This is a genomic window from Pseudoalteromonas amylolytica (assembly GCF_001854605.1).
Taxonomy (GTDB): Bacteria; Pseudomonadota; Gammaproteobacteria; order Enterobacterales; family Alteromonadaceae; genus Pseudoalteromonas; species Pseudoalteromonas amylolytica.
This window is the reverse complement of sequence record NZ_MKJU01000006.1, coordinates 83040-102072: the sequence shown is the minus strand read 5'-3', so window position 1 is coordinate 102072 and position 19033 is coordinate 83040. Positions and strand designations below refer to the sequence as shown.

Below are 19033 nucleotides of genomic sequence, written 5' to 3'. Positions count from 1 at the left end.
AATCTAGGTATATTTTCGCGCTTAGCTGTTAGAATTACCGTAAGATATTTTTGATAAATCATCCATTAGTATGAGTTATACGCAATTTAACTTCCCAGAGTCCCCAATACAGATAATTTGTCATCCAATGCTGGTTGAAAAGCAACTGACACTACAAGTAAAAAGAGATGATTTATTGCATCCTCATATTAGTGGCAATAAATGGCGAAAGTTAAAATACAACTTGATTGCCATGCAGCAGCAAAAAAAATCTGCACTGGTTACATTTTCGGGACCTTTTTCCAATCATCTCTATGCTGTGAGTATGGCCTGCAAACTTTTTGGCATTGAAGGTCATGTGATAGTACGCGGACCACAGTTAGATGAAAACAACCCCACCATACGGATGGCCCGCGCGTGTGGCGTGAAAATTCACACCGTTGACAGGGCAACGTACCGACTGCGTAATCAGCCTGATTACTTAACCGATTTACAAAATACCTACCCTCACTGCTATATAATCCCAGAAGGTGGTAGTAATTTAGCCGCCGTACAAGGCGTTAAAGAGCTTGCGCTGAGTTTACCGCAAAGCGATTATGTGCTGTGTGCAACAGGCAGTGGTGGCACCCTAGCAGGGCTTATCGCTGGATGTGAAAAACACACGAATGTCATCGGTATCGCAGTATTAAAGCAAGCACAGTACCTTGAGCAAGACATTATCAAGCTGGTACCACAAGCTCAACAGCACACTAATTGGCAGCTGTTATGCGATTACCATAATGGTGGCTATGGAAAATTTTCTGCTGAGTTGTGGCAATTTTGCAAAGCAATGAAAACCACCCACCAGCTACCTTTAGAACCGATATATACAGGGAAACTATTTTTTGCGTTGTGGCAACTTATTGCTCAAGACTTTTTCCCAAAAGGCAGCCGCATAACCGCGATTCATACCGGTGGACTACAAGGCCTCGATGGGCTACGTTACAGAAAGTTAATACTTGACTAGTTCAAGCTGCTGTAGCAGCTCTGCAAAGTAATAACCTTGCGCGCCATGTACCCCCAAAGATTTCAAACATTCCAGCTCGGCTTGGGTCTCGACCCCCACCGCATACACTTCAATATTTAGCCGTTTTGCTTGATAAATGATTTGTTTAATAATTTTTTGTTGCTGAGGGTTTTGCTGCACCTGATGCACTAATTCAAAGCCCAACTTCACACCCTCTATTAATTGGTTCTCACGTATTGTATTGACCATGAGAGGCGCTGTCACATGATCGATGATTATCCCCGCATTTACCCCTGTGAAGAATAACTGCTGTGCATTAATTTGTTGATTGAACTTGTAATAATCGGCGGCGGGGATTTCAAATAGCAGCTTGTTGACCTTCGCAGCCTGACGCATTTGTGTCACCAGCCAATTAACAAACTCCACATCAAGCCAATTGGCAATATGAATATTAATACTTACATTAGACTTATGAGGCTCCTTAGTGAGGATAGTAATAGTTTGCTGGATAATAGATTTGTCCAACGTTTCTAAATTTTCTTTCGCGTGTAACTGTGGGATAAATTGTTTCGCGGCAATTAACCCCAATTGTGCATGACGCACCCTAAGCAATACCTCATTTTGTATAATATCCTGCTGCTTAAAGCCAAATAGCGGTTGAAAGAAAAGTACAAACTGTCCATTGCTAATACAGCGAATAAAATCTTCTTCGCTGCTTTGCAACATGGATGCATGGTTTTCTTCAAGTGGCATCATATGAACATGTTGCCAAACATTATTATTGGCAATTTCAAGCGCGGCTCTTGCTAGCTGGTAAACATCGGTTTGCAAGACATCACGCTGATAAAAACACCCTCCTATTTTTACTTGTTTACGGGACAAATCAGCACGTAAAGTTCGCAGCACACGAAACATGATCTCATGTAACTTTTTGCCTATCTCCATCACGTCCCCCCAAGCGACTCTATCTAGAGTAACTGCCAAAGCGCCTGAATTTAAGTACTTAACGGAGCACGACAAAGAGCTGGGTAACTTTTTATGGATAGCAATAGAAAAGTGATTTTTAACATCCAATGTTTCATCCAGATTGATAGACCAACGAATTAATAAAAATACACTGAATAAACTTTGATCTGCCACTCTTGGATCAACCGCTGACAACGCGCTATTAGCGGGTATTTCTACATTATCATTTGTTGATAAAAAGCGTTTTGGTCTAACTTGATATACCTGCCACCAACGATAGAAAAAGACCAACAAGCCAATAAACAAAATATTGAAGAAGGTAATAATATAAGCATGTTTCTGGTAGGGCTGTTGGTGGAATAATGTCAGTGATAACCCCGTCGCGGTAAATTCACTTGCCCCTGCAGGAACTGGACTCCCTTGAGGTATATATTCAAGGCCATAGCGATGAGCAATATCGGTAATACTTTGGGTTGTTTGTAGCTCTAAAGGTAATAGCGCTACACGCTCAACGACGGTTTGTGCTCGTTGATGTATTTTTAAGTGCAATAAATGAAGTAATAACGCGTTGAGCACCAACAAAATGATCCCCCCCGCTAAGACTGAGTACCAAAGCTTCCTCTTTCCTTTCAACTTCATTAAAGCCACGCTTTTAGCCTTCACCACCCTTTTCACATAGCTTAAGTGTTGTATACAAGGTGCCAAAACTCAAGTATCCGCAGCTGTCATTACGCACTTTTCATTCCGCTTTATCAGAGCCAGCTTAGCATTGCGATAAGCTGTTTAATATTAAAAAGAAATGGCCAAGTTCAAAAAGCACACTGACATTGAAAAAGGCGAGCTGAGTACACTAAACAGCTCGCCTTAACAGCTTTTATTCGCAGCGCAGTGCCTCTGAAGGTTGCATAAAGACAGCCTTTCGCGAAGGTATAATCACTGCAACCAAGACGACTAGCACTAAACTCCCTAGTACCGCGACAAAAATACTTGCATACGCAAATGTGGTTAATGCCAACACACTTGATACTGCAATTAACATTAAACTAGACAACCCACCACCAATGAGTAACCCAGCTAGCAGTAGCTTACTGCTTTGCTTAATGAACAGCATAATAATATCCTTGTCTGTTGCGCCCAAGGCTCTTCTAACGCCAACTTCCTGAGCTCGTTTTTCCACCGAAAACGCGGTCAATCCATAGATCCCCGTCATTGCCAGTATCAAGGCAAATAGGCCGCTCATAATCACCGTATCTCTAAATGTGGCTACCATTTTCGCTGTTGCTGATGTTTCCATCTCCCAATCTTCAATAGCAACAATATTTAGCTGGCTATCGTTACCATTTAAGATACGGAAAAACCGATCTTCAGCAACAGCTGCATCCACGGCGCGTTTGAAAAAGATAGTTCCGCGTGCTTTTGGAAATTGATAACCCGCCAAGTACAGTTCATCGTACAGTGCCGGCTTTTCAAGTGGGTTATTGGTGATATCACTCACTACGCCAACGACAGTGACCGTGGCAAACTCATCATCCAATGTCACCTGTAACTGCTTGCCAAGCGGCGAGTCATTCCCCCACAAACGATTGGCCATTGACTGGCTAACCATCGCGGTCTTAGCACCGTCTTTCCTATCTCGCGTATCAAGACGACGCCCAGCCAGTAACTTAGGCCCCATAAACTCAGTGCTACCAATCACGGTATAGATAGTCGCTTTCGGTTTATCCGCATCGGTTTTGTAATCAACACCAGAGAGCGCGACAGGTTGGCGCTTATAACTAAATCGTATACCAGCATCAGAGAAAGCCGCGTCTTCACTCAACTGACGCTGCATGCGTTCGAAGAATAATGCTCGCTTTTCATCGGTTGGGTAGTTGTGTAGTGGCAACTCGGCTATTGCAAAATATAACTTGTCATAGTCGTAACCAAGTTCTAGGTCAGTCGCTTTATTCACTTTAAAAGAGATCGCCGTCCCCAGCACCATGATCAAGGTGATGGTGGCAATTTGCGTCACCAGTAAAAAGCGCGACAAGCGACCAATACTAATACTCTGCGCCCCACGCGTACCATCTCTTAGCACCATATTAAAGTCTTGCCTTGCCGCCTTATACGCGGGTAAAAAGCTCGCCACAAAGATAGTAAATAGGGCAAACACCACAGCAGCAACAAACACCGTGATATCAAGCTCCCAACGATACCAAAACGGCAGTTCATTCCCCATAAGCGTATGAAAATAGCTATCAATGAAGTTTAATAACCAGGCCACTAACACCACCGCTAACGCCGTACCTGCTAGCGTGATCAACACCCCTTCCCACATAAGTTGTGACACTAAACGCCAGTGAGGTGCGCCAATTGCGGTACGAATAGCTGACTCTTTGCTGCGCTGAATCGCTCTTGCAAACAATAAATTACCAATATTAATGGCCGCCAGAAGTAAGATGAAAAATGCCACAACATTGAGCACTAATACGGTTAAACGCATAGCGTTATCAATATCAAAGCGTTGATATAAATCCATATCAGCACGGATCAGCTCAATTCCTTTGGGTAGCTTCTCTTTTCGAGCGTTAAATGCTTGTGACGTAATGCTAAAGAACTGTGTTTGTGCTTGTTCGACACTTACGCCAGGCTTTAGACGTGCGAAAAATTCAACTTTTTCCCTATCCAAAATGACTGGATTGAGTATTTGCGCAGGCATCGGTAACCACAGTTGATGCGATATCGGAAAACGATAGCCCTGAGGCATGACACCAACTACTTCCGTTGTCTGCCCACTGACATAAAACGTTTTGCCAATAACCTCTGGATCACCACCAAACTGTCCTTGCCAAATGGCGTAGCTTATCACCGCAACAGGTGTGCTGCCGCGCAGGCTGTCAGACGCCTCTAATGTACGCCCAAGCAGCGGCTGCGTGCGTGATACCTTGAAGATATCAGGCGTTGTTGAGGCCGCTTCAACAATCAGTTGGTTGTTACCAAGCGATACCGATACGGTTTTGTTTTGCCATACTCCATGTTCGGAAAATACCGTAGCATGCTCCCGTAGGCGAGCTGCTTCGTACGCTTCAAGATATCGACTCTCACCAAATTTTTCACTGTGCCACAATAGGGAAGCGCGGTACAACGTCCCTTGATCTTCTATCGGCAGAGGCTTTGAAGTGAACGTGTATAAGAATGCAAACGTAAATAAGCTAACCGCTAAGCCGCCACACAATACAATGATCGTCAACGCGGTAAATTTAGGGGTTTTCTTCAATAGACGCAGCGCATATAGGAGATCCCTAATCACATACATACCGCCGCTCCTTCTGATTGTTTCTTATCAGTACTTGGCTCATTAGGTGCATTTGCAGGTAGTCGAATGCGGCCATCTAAAATTTCTACATTACGGCTGACATTGTCCAATGAACGGGGATCGTGGGTGACCATACAGATAGTGCTTCCCTCTTGGTGCAACTGGTGTAAAATCTCCATCACTGCTGTGGCATTAGTTGAGTCCAAGTTACCTGTTGGTTCATCGGCCAAAATTAATGACGGCTTGTTCACCAAGGCACGCGCTATCGCCACTCTTTGCTGCTGTCCACCTGATAACTGTGATGGAAAGTGGTGAAGCCGATGTTCCATATTGACCTTTTTAAGCACCTCTGCGGCCATGCGCTTGGCCTGCCCTTGAGGCACATCTTTTTGATAGCTCAGTGGCAACATCACATTCTCTTCCACGGTTAAGTCACTGATCAGGTTAAACGACTGAAAGATAAAACCAATCTGCTGATTTCTCACGCCTGCTCGCTGATCTCTATCCAAATGGGTTACATCAATCCCACAAATTTTAAATGTCCCCGCAGACACCTCATCAAGTAGACCCAAGATTGACAACAATGTTGACTTACCACTGCCTGAAGGGCCTGTGAATGAAACAAACTCACCTTCGTTGATGGTCAAACTGATGTCTGTCAAAGCATGGGTTTCTACATCATCAGTACGAAATGACTTATAAATATTGTTTAGCTCGATCACTGCCTTTGTCATAACAACTCCTAATATTCTTTAAAAATGCAAAATGAATTAATTGAGATACACCGTCTGGTGCTCTGCATAGCTGGAGGTGTCTGACACAATGATTTCATCCCCCTCATTTAGGCCCTCAAGTACCTGTATAAACTTGACCGATGACTGCCCCACTTCAACCTGAATGCGCTGCGCTTGCTTATTGTCTTGGCTGATTTTATAGATTCCCACTACCGCATTAGGCTGCACATGCGCTGGGCGCTGCACAAATGTGGCTCTATCAAACGACAGTGTTGTGATTGACCCTTCAATACTCAACGCTATGCGTGCCTCAGGTGGCAGTTCATCTAGTAATTTGACATCGACCTGCACCATGCCATTGGTTACCGATGGGTGAATACGCGTCACTTCACCTCTAATTTGATTCTGGCGGGTATCTATCATGACTGGCTGACCCTGCCTCACACTTTGTACCTGTAACTCCTGAACTTGTAGCTCAGCTATCAATTGTGAGTCATCTGCGACGCGTGCCACCAAAGTGCCAATACCAAGCTCCTGCCCAGGTTCCAAATCCATCCCTTGTACAACGCCTTTCGTTCGTGCTCTAACTTGTAATCTCTCTACCTGTTGTTCGGCGTGATCTAAAGCATTTTTAAGGTTCGAAATTCGGGCAGAATCAGCGTCGCGTCTCGCGTTCATAATTTCTTTCATTTTCGCAATACGCTTTTTAAACACGCCCATGATTTGCTTTTGTTCATCCACGGAGAAAATCGTTCGCTGATGATCAATTTGCGACACAATACCTGGATGGTTCGCTATCAAGTCTCGCTCCGCATCCAGCTTGAGCATATTGCTTTGATAGGCCAGCTCTGCGAGCAAGGCTTCAGATTGCAATGCTAAGAATTCAGACTCTTGTGATTTCTGACTCGCGAACGCCTCAGATTTAGCCTGTTGATATTCCAGTTCAGCCTGTTCCATCTCTCGCATGAGTAGCGGGTTGCTCAATTGCACTAGCACCTGTCCAGCCTGTACGGTATCACCCGCATCGACCATAACACGGTCAACCACACCGCTTACTTGAGCAGAGATACGTTGAAACTCTTTTGGTCTCAACTCACCGTTACTGCGCACTAATACCTCAAATTTATCCTGTTTAACGGTTGCAGTACGTAATGTTTTGGTATCTACCACATAGGACGCATCACCGAACAAAGGCTTGAGCACGAAATACAAGGCCAAACCAATGACAGGAATAAACCACTGCGCTTTTATTTTGCGCTTTTTCTTCTGTTCTAATTTAATATCCATTTATTTCTCTCTGAAAATAACTTGATAATGAGCACTAGCTGTCAATGTGCGATACGTCACATCTGTGTACAGCCGCTATTGAATTTTTACTGTTCTTGTTGTTTATACATTCCACAAAGTAAGCGGTATGAGCCCCCAATAACCCATCACCACCATCCATTGCACAAACGCGACGAGTGCCAACAAACTCAAAGTGCTGGCTTGTTTTTGTCGAATGTGCACAACGCACGCAATGACACAAACAACAGGCGCAAACACCGAGGCAAATGCCAATAACACACTGGCAGCGTTGATATCACCGATATGAATGAAGGATTGATTGATAAAAAATGGCACGCAGAGCAAATAGGCCAAATACATGGTAAATGCGATAGCTAAAGGTTCCTTGGTAAGCTTTGAAAAGCGCGTCACAAACACATAACCACCATATAATAAGATGTAGAGTGCGCCTGATAGCCCTAACGCCAAACTGAGACCTAGACCAATAACACCGAGCTTATCCACCATTTTGTAGGTATTAAAACCGTTGCTTATCATCGGCGTACCATCTGCACTACGCATCAATATGTGTGACGGAGAAACACGCTGCTGCTGTGTATAAAGCCCGTTGCCTAAGGAGCTGAGCACATAATCAGCCGATTGTGCGCTACCAAAAACAAGCTGTTCACCCTGTGGTTTGAGCACGTAGGTGCTGAATATTTTGTCCAGATAAGTAAATTTTCCATAACGGTAAATAGTGGGCGCGTACCAGCCATACCAATCGGAAGCATCATAAGCTTGCACTGTTATTGGCTCTGGGCTTGCTACCTGTAACTCCTCTACCATTAGTTTGTTGAGCAGCTCATAATTTGCCGTTTCACTATCTGTGTTTGCCATCACAAAGAAGGCCTTACCTTGCTCTGGATACAAACACAACATGCCTTTGAAGCCAGCGGTATTGCCGCCATGACATAAGCCTAATGTTTGGTTTCTGTCACGTCGCCATAAACCTTTACTGCCCCCCATGTGTAAACCAGCTTGATAAGCAGCAACCTCGGCTGGTTGTCCCATCTGGGCAAGCAGTTCAGCATCCACAACAACCTTGCCATCTTGCACCCCATTACCCAGTAAGAAACGAATAAATTTCTCCATATCTGCAACTGTGGTAGTGAATTGACCTGCAGCACGCAAATAGCTCGGCACTGCCGCAAATAACTGGCCATGATCTAAATGACCATAAGTGAGTCTCTCATCTTTAAATGGTCCAGCTTGGCTGGTAAATGCCATGGTACTGTCAGACATTTTTAAAGGTTTCAACAAGTAGTGTTGGAGCGCGTCTTCATATCGTTGAGCGGTTACAGCCTCAATCACCATCGCCAGTAAATTGTAACCAAGGTTCGAGTAAGCAAACTGCGAACCGGGCCGGACTTTCACCTCCAGTAGATCAGTATCTTTGAGAAAAACCGTTTCCAATGGCGAGTCAACTTGCGCCTGAGTATTTACCAAGTGCCAAAACCTAGCATCTTGAATACCCGCGGTGTGGTCCAGCAAATGCGCGACGGTAACTGGGTCGGTTTCCCGCCAAGGGTTAACCAACTCAAGCATGGGCAGTATGTCACTCACTTTACTTTCTAACTGCAATTTACCAGCAGATACCAAGGCCAAAACCCCCGTGGCCATCACCGTTTTGGTAATCGACCCAACGTGCGTCTTATGCTGTGTTGTAAGCTTTGTTTGTTCTCGCTGGTTGCTCAACCCGCTTGCACCCAAGGTACTTTTATCACCGTCAACTAATGCCCAGCTGGCCCCGACTAACCCCTCCTGTGTCAGTACTTGATTAACTTTCGTCTCAAGTGTTGCTGTTTGCGCATAAGAGTTTTTGGCAAACAGTAGGTATATGAGTGTCAATAAAATTAGCAACCAACGATTCATCATTATCTACCTGCCAATAGCTTTGTACGGTAAATGCATTGCGCAAACAAAGTGATCAAGCCGTAGAATGGTACAACCAGCATCGGCAATCCTGGCTTTTTAAACGCATCCTTATATAAATCTCGAATCGCTGGGTATCTTAGATTTGAGATCTTATGATATGGAGAGCGCCAGCAGTACGGAATAGTCATACCGACTTCATGGTCTACCGGTTGCACTCCATGCCACCAATTTGGTGGGATATACAAGGTGTCTCCCGCCTCTACATCAACCACATATGGTTCAATTTTGTCCGCAAGGTGCGCCATGCAGTTTTCGTCTTTAAGTAAAGCATCTGAATAAAAAATCTCTTTGAGCTCTTTATAATTACCATCATCTGATGGGAATAACGCAACCCGCTTGTTGCCGTGAATTTGGCACATCAGCGTTTCATCCAACACATGTAAATGCCAGTTTGACCCTGCACCTTTGTACACAAACATGCGAGCATCTGGGTAAGCCAGAGGCCTAGGTTTCTTTTCAATAAACGGAAAACCTGTCATGTCTTTTTGTAGCTTTTTAAAACCTTCGGCCTTGAAGCTGACCGGTGCGAATAGTACTTCATCTAAACCAGAGCGCATTTCCGTGAGTGCTTGGGCAAAATTATGCTTTTTGGCACTGGCTTTCATTGAGCTGTCGCTGGAAAAGTTCATGTGACGATAGTAGTTCACCTCACTGTCTTTACCCACTTCTTCCAAATAGCCTGGCTGAGGCCACTTTTCATAGGCAGGCCAGTGCTTTAAGCCTCCTTTGATCAGTACTGGTGTATTGGTATTTACAAACTTTTTGGCAAATGTTTTTGCATCCATGTCTTTCGCATCAATGCACGTAACCGTCTTGCCTGTGTCCAATCCCGGAATATTTTTTAATATTCGTTCGTCTATCATGTAATAACTCCTTAATTCTCAATTATTCGTAATTGCTTTTTGTTATTTGTTTTCAAAATGTTGGCTCATTTGCGACTGCAACCTTCTAAAGGCGCCCATCGCACTTAAGATCGCAATAATGGAGAACATGGCTAATCCACATAACACAAAGACCAGACCCATTCCTCGCCCAGGTCCCGTGCCAATCACCCCACCTAATAAATTGGCGAGCATCCCCCCAGGCATCATGCTCGGCTCTAAAAACAGCTCAGCGCCTACGGGGGCTAAAGTGACGGCAAACAACATGGCCACCGTAGCAAAGAAGGCTCGCGCGGCAAATACTCGTCCCTGTACCTCTGGTGCGGTGATGGTTTGCAAAATGGTTTGCGCAACCACCGTACCAATAGGTGCAAACAAAGAGTAAATAAACACTAAAATAGCGATACCCCACGCGTTGGTGAGTGCGCCGCACAACACCATAGTGATACCGGAGGTAAGCGTGGCCACAAACAGCACTTGAATGCGATTCTCACGCGCTGCAAGCTTTCCAGCTATTAGCGCCCCCATTAAACCTGCAAATCCGGCTAAGGTGACTATCCAACCCAGAGCTATGGATGACATAGTGGTTAAAATCATCGGTCTGAACAGCACCATTACTACACCATTTAAAAATGAAATTAGTGATAAAAATGTTATGAGGATCAAGACGTTCTTATCCTTAAACAGTACGCCTAATACTTCCGAACGCAGGTTAAAGATGGCCGCTTTTTCTGATGTGGATGCTTGTGTACTTTCTCCTCGATAAGGTAAGCGTGAAAATACCAAGGTCAGCGTTGAGAACAGGTAAGTTGCGATGCTTGCCAAAATTATCAGCGCAATACCTATCGTTTCTAACAGCCCTACCGCTATCAAAGGAATAATGACGGCGCTAAAGTGAATACTCGACTGTACATATCCGTTTGCTTTGCCGTACAAGTTTTTCGGCACTAGCTGAGAAATAGAGGCGGTGTAAGCAATCTGATGTACCGAGCCAAATGATGAAATGATCGGCGACATCATCATGATAGCCGTCACATTTAATTCATCCCTAAACGCCAGCACACAAAGCACTGCTGAGGCGAGTGTCAGTGCAAATTGACACCCCATCATAATGTTACGTCGCGAAAAGCGGTCACATAGCACGCCTGCTACGGGGGCTAAAAAAAGCGTGGGTAAAAGCTGTGCCACGATAATGCCGCCAAATTGCAGTAGTGATTGAGTTTGTTGATACACCCAAATACTAAAAGCAAAAGCCACCATCTGACTACCAAAGACGGAAATCGCTTGGCCTTTCCAGATCCGTAAAAAATCAGGACACTGTTTTAGCTCATCTACGGATTCGTTCGTGGGTTGCGCATCTAGCAACTCCGCTTGGGTTGCTGTTTGTTTTATTTCCATTTTATTGTGCCTTCTTAACTGGCTTGTTATTTATTTGCGCTACATCAGTAGCGATTTGTGCCACAAGTGGTGTTAATTGGGGCGTTTGCATGATGCTGAAATGATCACCATCAACGCTGTAGTCACGTATATTTTGCTCACTGAGCGCCGTAAATACCGCGTTATTAGCTGGGAATGTCGCTTTGGTTTGTGTAGCGCCGTAGTAATGCAGCTGTGTCACCGCTTGACTTGCTAACTCACATTGCGATGAAGCCAAGTTACGCAGCACCACTTCACGCACGCGCTCAACAGAGCATTCGCTATCCGTTGAGAACTGTTTAGCAAGCCACTGCACCTGATATGCTTTATCAAATCGATCACATAGCGCGGGCTGTGCTTGCAAATATTGTAAATATTGACTGGGCGTATGTTCGCTATACCCTGCGCTTTGATAGGCGTGCAAGAAATCCTGCCACCCAGCTTCGTTATGCTTCACCACCGAATCAATCAAACCGACATAACTGACCTGCTCTGCCTGTGATTCAAGCTGCTGTGCCATCGTCAGTGCAACAAGTCCGCCAAATGACCAGCCCAACAAGTAATAAGGGCCTGTATCTTGTACTTGCTTGATTTGTGCTAGATAGCTCTGTGCGAGTGCCTGTAATGACTCAAATTGGTCGTCAATCTGACCCACATAGCCCGGATGCTGCACTGCGTAGATGTCAAAATCTAATGCTAAGTGCTGTACAAATTGTCCATAACAAGCCACATCTCCACCAATTGGGTGAACGATAAATATTTTTCCTTGTGCACCCTCTTTGAGTTTGACCAGTTGCTCATTGGTATAAAGCTGTTTTGCTCGGGTGAGGTAATCCGCTTGCTTGGCAATCGTTGGGTACTGATAGAGTTGATGAACACTCAGTACATTACCGAATAGCTTACGCACTTCGCTAAATAACTTAATCACAAGCAAAGAATGGCCGCCGCTACTGAAGAAGTTAGCATCTATGCTGAGTATGCTTGGCGACTTGTTGAGCACTTTTGCCCACAAGGTCTGTAGTTGCTGCTGTACTTCAGTATGTGGAGCAATTACTTCTCGTGGCGCAACCTGTACTTGTGCCAACAACGCTTTTTGATTGATCTTGCCATTTGCTGACAACGGCACCTCAGTTAAATTGATGAAGTGCTCCGGTATCATATAGCTTGGTAGCGTTGCACTTAGCTGTTCTCGAATACGAGCAACTAAGACTTCATCAAGCTCAGCATCGGTAGGTTTGATAAAGGCAATAAGCTGTTTATCCATCTCCTCAGCATGTGCCACCACGACCGCTTTGGCCACGCCAGGTATGCGCGCAATGTGCTTTTCGATTTCACCCAACTCGATACGATAACCTCGCAACTTAATTTGATTATCGGCACGGCCAACAAACCAAAGGTTGCCTTGTTGATCATATTTAACGAGATCACCCGTACGATAAAAACGATTATATTTCGCACTTGGGATATTCAGCTCTACAAACTTTTCAGCGGTCAGCTCTGGGTTATTGAGGTAGCCTTTAGCAACCCCTTCACCGCCAATATACAACTCACCCACAACGCCTGCTGGGGTCATCGCTTGGTTGCTATCAAGTACATACAGCTCGGTATTACTCATTGCTTTACCAATGGGTAAGGCATTGTTTAATTTCGCTAAATTGGCAGAAACATCATACATGGAACATCCCACCACGGTTTCAGTGGGGCCATAATGGTTGTAGATTTTCGCACTTGGAAAAACGCGTGCCAAACGCCGTGCCAATGAGATTGGGAAGGCTTCTCCCCCGATAACAAAGCAATGTGATGCCATACAAACAAAATCATCTGGTAATAAGCTCAGTAGCGCTTCGCCATGCATTGGTGTCATGCGGATCAAGGCATTTGACTGACGCTGCACCATCATTTTGGCAAATTCCTCCAAAGCATCCTGCTCGGGACAAAAATCAACACAATGACCATTGAGTAGCGGTAAATACAATGCAGGTACCGTGATATCGAACGCCAATGATGTGATCACCATCGCACCACTGAGATTGGCCGCTTCACTGTAATAGCTGTGCATCGCATTTTGGCAGTAATCCACCACACCTCGATGACTGACTTCTACCCCTTTTGGCTTGCCGGTTGACCCTGAGGTGTAGCAAACATAGGCTATGTCTTTGCTCTCACTCGAGACACTTTGATAGTCCGTGAAGGTTGCAAGCCAAGTTTCGTGCATACAGTCATCCAGCAACAGCAAAAGGTTGTGTGCTTGCGGACAATTCCCACTTAAAGCGTCCATGGTCAAAATACATTTCAGCTGCGCATCATCATGGATAGTCGAAATTCGTTCAGCTGTGCTGCTGATCTCTATGGGCACATAAGCCGCTCCGGCTTTGAGCGCCCCAAGTAAACCAACGATAAAAAATGGATGCCTTGGCGTATAAACCCCAACATGATCCCCTCGGCCAATACCTTGATGCTGGAGATAACATGCAATGCGATCTGTTATCTGATCGAGTTGCTGATAGCTTAGTTGCAATGCACCTTGTTGCAGGGCGATGGCATTGGGTACCCGTTTTGCTGTGCGAGCAACCATGCTGTTGAGTGTCATATCTAGGGCATAGTCTTGCGTCGTATTGTTCCACTCGACGAGTTGTTGCTGTGCCTGCTGACCCAAAATATTCAATTGATTTACAGGCTTGTGTGGCGCTACAAGGACATCTGTTAATAATGCTGTAAAGCTTTGCGCCAAGCGCTCAACGCTCTGGCGGTTAAATAAGTCCGTTGCGTAACTCCAGTTCAATCTCAGCCCGTGATCGGTTTCCATCACTGATAAGCTCAAATCGTGCTTAATGGTCTGTGCTTGACCTGCGATGGGCCGTGCCGTTAAACCTTCAAGCTGCCAATTTACTTGACGATTGTTTTGCATCAAAAACATTAATTGGCATAGCGGCGCATGGCTGATACTCCGCTCTGGTTGTAATTGTTCAACCAACATTTCAAATGGTACATCTTGATGTGCAAAAGCATTTAATGTGGTCGAACGGGCTTGTTGTAGCACGTCACTAAAACGGCTCTGACCATCAATTTTATGTCTAAACATCAAAGTGTTAACAAAGAATCCTAGCAAGTCTTCCACTTCATGATGATGGCGTCCGGCAATCGGGCTACCAATTACAATATCTGCCTCGTTGCTCCAACGACTGACCACCAGTGCATACACGCTTTGTAACAGCATGAATAACGTCACGTTGTGTTGCTGTGCTAACTCACCGATTGCAGAACTAAGCTCTAGGTCATATTCAATACTCACACTGTCACCGCAATAGCTAGGCTTAACGGGCCTTGGCTTATCAAGGGGTAAGCTGTGTACTTGTGGAATATCGGCCAACTGTTCTTGCCAGTAATCCAGCTGCGCAGCAATGACGCCTTCGGACATGTGCTGGCGCTGCCAAGCGGCATAATCTGCATACTGCAAAGCAAGCGGTGTCACTGCACAGTGACCTTGTTGTCGCCATTGTTGGTAGAAAGTGGAGATTTCATCTGCAACTAGCCCCAATGACCAACCATCGGATGCAATGTGATGCATCACCACTAACAATACATGGTGCTGTTCGCTCAGCTGGATCAAATCAACACGGATCATCAAAGACTGGGCTAAATCAAAATCTAATGCGATTTGCTTGTGCAACACAGCAAATACCGCATCATGCTGTTCTGACTCTGGAATGTTCGATAAATCATGCTGCGCAATCGTCACCGCTTGTGGCTCATTAATGCACTGAACAGCTTCTCCATCGTGCATCTCAAAGGTCGTTCTGAGCACTTCATGGCGGGCAACCAACGCAGTAAAGCTCTGCTGTAGAGCGGTGATATCCAACTCACCTTTTAGCTCCAAAGCAAGCGGCAAATTGTATTGCGTACTGCTGCCGTTCAGCTGATCGACAAACCAAAGACGCTGCTGTGAAAATGACAGTGGCAAGGATTGATCACGATCTACTGGCTTAATCATGGTTAGGCTGCCATGTGTATCCAGTTCATCAATATACTTGGCGATGGCCTTAATAGTTTCATGGACAAACAACACACGTACTGGCACTTCAACATCCAGCTCCCTGCGGATTGCGTTACTCAAACGCATGGCCAACAAGGAATGTCCACCGAGATCGAAAAAGCTCACTGCGCAACTGACTTGCTGTTCACTTAAGTCAAGTAGTTCACACCATAAGCGTTGGATAAGTTGCTCGCTAGGCGTATTCGCAGCCACATACTCAAGTGCAATAACATCACCTAAACTCGGCGCAGGCAATGCTCGCTTATCCACTTTGCCATTGGCAGTGAGTGCAAACTTATCCATCACCTGAATGTGAGACGGCACTAAATACTCTGGCAAGCAGGCCTTAAGCTTAGCTTTGATCATAGCCGCATCGGTAGTCGCATCCAACACGGTGACATACGCCACTATATGTAACTCGTTTGCCAATTCAACGGTTGTCACCACCGCTGCTTTTAACAAATTAGTTTGTAATAATTGCTGTTCAATTTCCTGAGGCTCGACACGAAACCCCCTGATTTTGACCTGCTCGTCGGCACGACCTAAGTACGCGATATTGCCATTATCTACATACCGTACCAAATCCCCCGTGCGATACATCCTTTGCTGTGAATCTTCAGGATGAGCAATGAACCGCTCAGCGGTCAGCTCGTCACGATTGATATATTTGTCGGCTAAACATGGACCGCTGATATACAATTCACCAATACAGCCAATCGGTACTTCAGACAAATTACTATCCATGATGTAAGCGTTGGCATTGTGGATCGGCTTACCGATTGATGGATACAACGGCCAAGCCTTAGCGTCACCTTTGAGTTGATAATCCGTCACCACATGTGTTTCCGATGGACCATATAGATTGAGTAGCTGACAGTGGCGGTGTTGACCAAAGAAAGCTCTGATTTGAGGATAAATTTTGAGTGCTTCACCCGCCACTTGCAGTACCTTCAAAGATGGAAGATGAAGTGCCTGATCCGTCACATATTCACAAAAGCTGACCAACATCGCGGTTGGTAAATATAGGCAACCTATCTGCTGGCGCACAATCACCTCTAGCAGCTCCGGTAACGACTGACGCGTTGGTTCATCGACAATCACCAGTTTGCTGCCGCTACAAAGTGCAGTCATGATCTCGTAAATCGCCATGTCAAAATTCAGCGTGGAGTATTGTAGGGTTGGCAGTTTTTGTGCGACGTTTTCGTAACGAGCAAACTGTGAACGCATCAAATTTTCAAGCACTTGATGCGACAGTACGGTGCCTTTGGGCTGCCCTGTCGAACCTGAGGTATAAATCACATACGCAGGGCTTTGACCATTAATATCAACATCAGGCTGGGTGCACGGATATCCTTGATAGTTTTCATTATTCACATCCAATACAGTGACTTGTGTTGACAACGCTTGCCAACGTGGCAAATCGTCGCAAATGAGTAATTTGATGCCGCTGTCTTTGCTGATGTAATTTAAACGTTCTTGAGGGTAGTTCGGATCCAGCGCCACGTAGGCACCACCCGCTTTGAGCACCGCCAGTACGCTGATTATCATCGCTGCCGAGCGCTTTTGTGAGATCCCCACATAGTCACCCGGTTGCAACCCTTGTGCTAGCAACGCGTGGGCAAATTGATTTGCGTAGCTGTCTAACTGAGCATAGCTAAGTTCAATGACTTCATCAGTAAGTGCAATGTCATCAGCACTTTGCTGAACATGCTGAGCAATTAAATGATGTACACCTTGGGTAAATTCGCTGTACGGCACTTGGTTGTGTGCTCGCCACTGCTGCAACGTGGTTTTATCTGCTGATGAAGTAATGGGCAGTTCAAAGATAGGCGTGTGTGGCGCTGCAACGATGCCTTCTAACAGTACCGTAAAACTTTGTGCCAATGCTTGAATAGTTTTTAACTCGAAGATGCTGGTGGCGAAGTTCCACTGCATCACGAACTGCTCTCCTAACTCTCCAGCGAACAACTCCAAATCAAAGCGAGTGTGCTTAACCTCACCTGCAATGCCGCTGACCTCAATGCCCGGTAACGTCAGTTCTCCATAGTCATTGTTTTGCAATGCAAACATCACCTGAAAGATTGGGGAGTGACTCATGCTACGTTTAGGCTGCAGCTGCTCGACCAACATATCAAAAGGCGTCTCTTGGTGAGTAAACGCCTCTAGCGCAGTATTTTTACTTTGCGCCAATAGCTGGGCAAATGTCACATTCTCATCAAGGTCTGTTTTAAACACTAAGGTATTGACGAAAAAACCAATTAACGGTTCAATTTCCCGCTGTGTGCGCCCTGCAATCGGGCACCCCATCACCACTTTAGAATCAGAACTCCAGCGGCCTAGTAGCAATGCAAAGCTACTTTGTAACAGCATAAACAAAGTGACATCGAACTGCTGACACACCTTTAATAACTTTTGATACAAAGGCTGGTCAATGAACTGTGTATAACCTTGCCCTGCAAACTCTTGTTGAGCAGGGCGCGGCTTATCCAACGGCAAACCGTGTGTGGTTGGTATATCGCTAAGCTGCTGCAGCCAATAATCTAATTGGGTTTGCAAACGTTGCTGCTGAACTTGCGAACGCTGCCAATGGGTATAATCGCTGTATTGCACTGGTAACGGCGGTAATGGAGAGGGTTGATCGTTCACATACGCATGATAAAGCTCTACAAACTCACGTGTTAGAATGCCCATAGACCAACCATCTGATGCTATGTGGTGCACGTTAAATAACAGTGCACAGTAGTCATTGGCCAACTGTACTAACGTCAATCGCAGCATTACATCGGATGATAAATCAAACGGCTTTGAGAACTCATGTTCCATCACTTGCTGTAACTGACTTGCTTGTGCTGCATCATCCAATGCACTTAAATCTACATTGATGATGCTCAAGGGCTGAATTGGCGTTACTCGTTGACGTGGTTCACCGCCATCATCAAAATAGACCGTGCGCAGCACCTCGTGACGCGAAACCACCTCATTTAAAGCGTCCTGCAAAGCTTGACGATTAAGTGTACCGCGCAGGTAAATCGCGCGCGTCATATTATATTGACTGCTGGTTTGCTCTAATTGATCGATAAACCATAATCGCTGTTGAGAGTAAGACAGACGCGTTTCTTGACCTGGCTCCAACTTGACGATGGTATTCGTACTAGCTGTCGCATTGGCATGTCGAGTATCAGATAGAAAAGAGATCAAGTCATCCTTGTGATGCTTGATCTTGGCGATTAAATCTTGAGATATTTGCGTACTTTTTGATTTTGTCTTTAGTTTTCCATGCTCAACATATGGAAAAATACCATGTTTATTGAGCTCTTTAACTAGATGTACAACTTGCATTTTATCACCCTGAATACCCTACTATTTCCTGTTGCGCTGTTATTGTTATGATGAATCGATTGATACAACCTTTTAGTGTGCAATCTACCTTGCTCTGCTGTTGCTTATGCTCCTTTGGTAACA

The 19033-nt window shown here is 45.2% G+C and carries 9 protein-coding genes; 1 reads left to right on the top strand and 8 read right to left on the bottom strand.

Annotated elements, in window-relative coordinates; genetic code table 11:
* Positions 1–70 precede the first annotated feature (70 nt).
* Positions 71–985, top strand: coding sequence for a 1-aminocyclopropane-1-carboxylate deaminase/D-cysteine desulfhydrase (locus BET10_RS01960; RefSeq protein WP_070983146.1), 915 nt, complete (start codon positions 71–73; stop codon positions 983–985).
* On the opposite strand, the gene BET10_RS01955 is transcribed toward BET10_RS01960, so the two are convergent.
* The 8 genes from BET10_RS01955 to BET10_RS01920 all read right to left on the bottom strand — a co-directional run bounded on the left by BET10_RS01955 (position 971) and on the right by BET10_RS01920 (position 18910).
* Positions 971–2590 (bottom strand): EAL domain-containing protein, encoded by a 1620-nt coding sequence (locus tag BET10_RS01955; RefSeq protein WP_070983145.1) that lies wholly within the window; start codon positions 2588–2590, stop codon positions 971–973. The genes BET10_RS01960 and BET10_RS01955 overlap by 15 nt on opposite strands.
* 235 nt (positions 2591–2825) lie before the next feature.
* Positions 2826–5246: an ABC transporter permease gene (locus BET10_RS01950; protein ID WP_070983144.1), complete on the bottom strand. Its 2421-nt coding sequence runs from the start codon at positions 5244–5246 to the stop codon at positions 2826–2828.
* The gene (locus BET10_RS01945; RefSeq protein ID WP_083330396.1) at positions 5237–5980 is read right to left on the bottom strand and encodes an ABC transporter ATP-binding protein; all 744 of its coding nucleotides are present in this window, start codon (positions 5978–5980) and stop codon (positions 5237–5239) included. The genes BET10_RS01950 and BET10_RS01945 overlap by 10 nt, the downstream gene beginning before the upstream one ends.
* A gap of 36 nt (positions 5981–6016) precedes the next feature.
* Positions 6017–7267, bottom strand: a complete 1251-nt coding sequence (locus tag BET10_RS01940; protein WP_070983143.1) for an efflux RND transporter periplasmic adaptor subunit — start codon at positions 7265–7267, stop codon at positions 6017–6019.
* A 102-nt stretch (positions 7268–7369) separates the two neighbouring features.
* Complete coding sequence (locus tag BET10_RS01935) at positions 7370–9178, bottom strand: serine hydrolase domain-containing protein (RefSeq protein WP_070983142.1); 1809 nt, start codon at positions 9176–9178, stop codon at positions 7370–7372.
* Between the two features lie 2 nt (positions 9179–9180).
* Positions 9181–10104 (bottom strand): cupin-like domain-containing protein, encoded by a 924-nt coding sequence (locus tag BET10_RS01930; RefSeq protein WP_070983141.1) that lies wholly within the window; start codon positions 10102–10104, stop codon positions 9181–9183.
* Positions 10105–10146: 42 nt separating this feature from the next.
* Positions 10147–11520, bottom strand: coding sequence for an MFS transporter (locus BET10_RS01925; RefSeq protein ID WP_070983140.1), 1374 nt, complete (start codon positions 11518–11520; stop codon positions 10147–10149).
* Between the two features lies 1 nt (position 11521).
* A complete protein-coding gene (locus BET10_RS01920) occupies positions 11522–18910 on the bottom strand; it encodes a non-ribosomal peptide synthetase (protein WP_070983139.1) in 7389 nt (2462 codons plus the stop codon).
* Positions 18911–19033: the final 123 nt, after the last annotated feature.

Excerpts from the sequence above, each read along its gene's own strand:
- BET10_RS01960 (WP_070983146.1), top strand. The coding sequence starts at position 71 with ATGAGTTATACGCAATTTAACTTCCCAGAGTCCCCAATACAGATAATT.
- BET10_RS01955 (WP_070983145.1), bottom strand. The coding sequence starts at position 2,590 with ATGAAGTTGAAAGGAAAGAGGAAGCTTTGGTACTCAGTCTTAGCGGGG.
- BET10_RS01950 (WP_070983144.1), bottom strand. The coding sequence starts at position 5,246 with ATGTATGTGATTAGGGATCTCCTATATGCGCTGCGTCTATTGAAGAAA.
- BET10_RS01945 (WP_083330396.1), bottom strand. The coding sequence starts at position 5,980 with ATGACAAAGGCAGTGATCGAGCTAAACAATATTTATAAGTCATTTCGT.
- BET10_RS01940 (WP_070983143.1), bottom strand. The coding sequence starts at position 7,267 with ATGGATATTAAATTAGAACAGAAGAAAAAGCGCAAAATAAAAGCGCAG.
- BET10_RS01935 (WP_070983142.1), bottom strand. The coding sequence starts at position 9,178 with ATGAATCGTTGGTTGCTAATTTTATTGACACTCATATACCTACTGTTT.
- BET10_RS01930 (WP_070983141.1), bottom strand. The coding sequence starts at position 10,104 with ATGATAGACGAACGAATATTAAAAAATATTCCGGGATTGGACACAGGC.
- BET10_RS01925 (WP_070983140.1), bottom strand. The coding sequence starts at position 11,520 with ATGGAAATAAAACAAACAGCAACCCAAGCGGAGTTGCTAGATGCGCAA.
- BET10_RS01920 (WP_070983139.1), bottom strand. The coding sequence starts at position 18,910 with ATGCAAGTTGTACATCTAGTTAAAGAGCTCAATAAACATGGTATTTTT.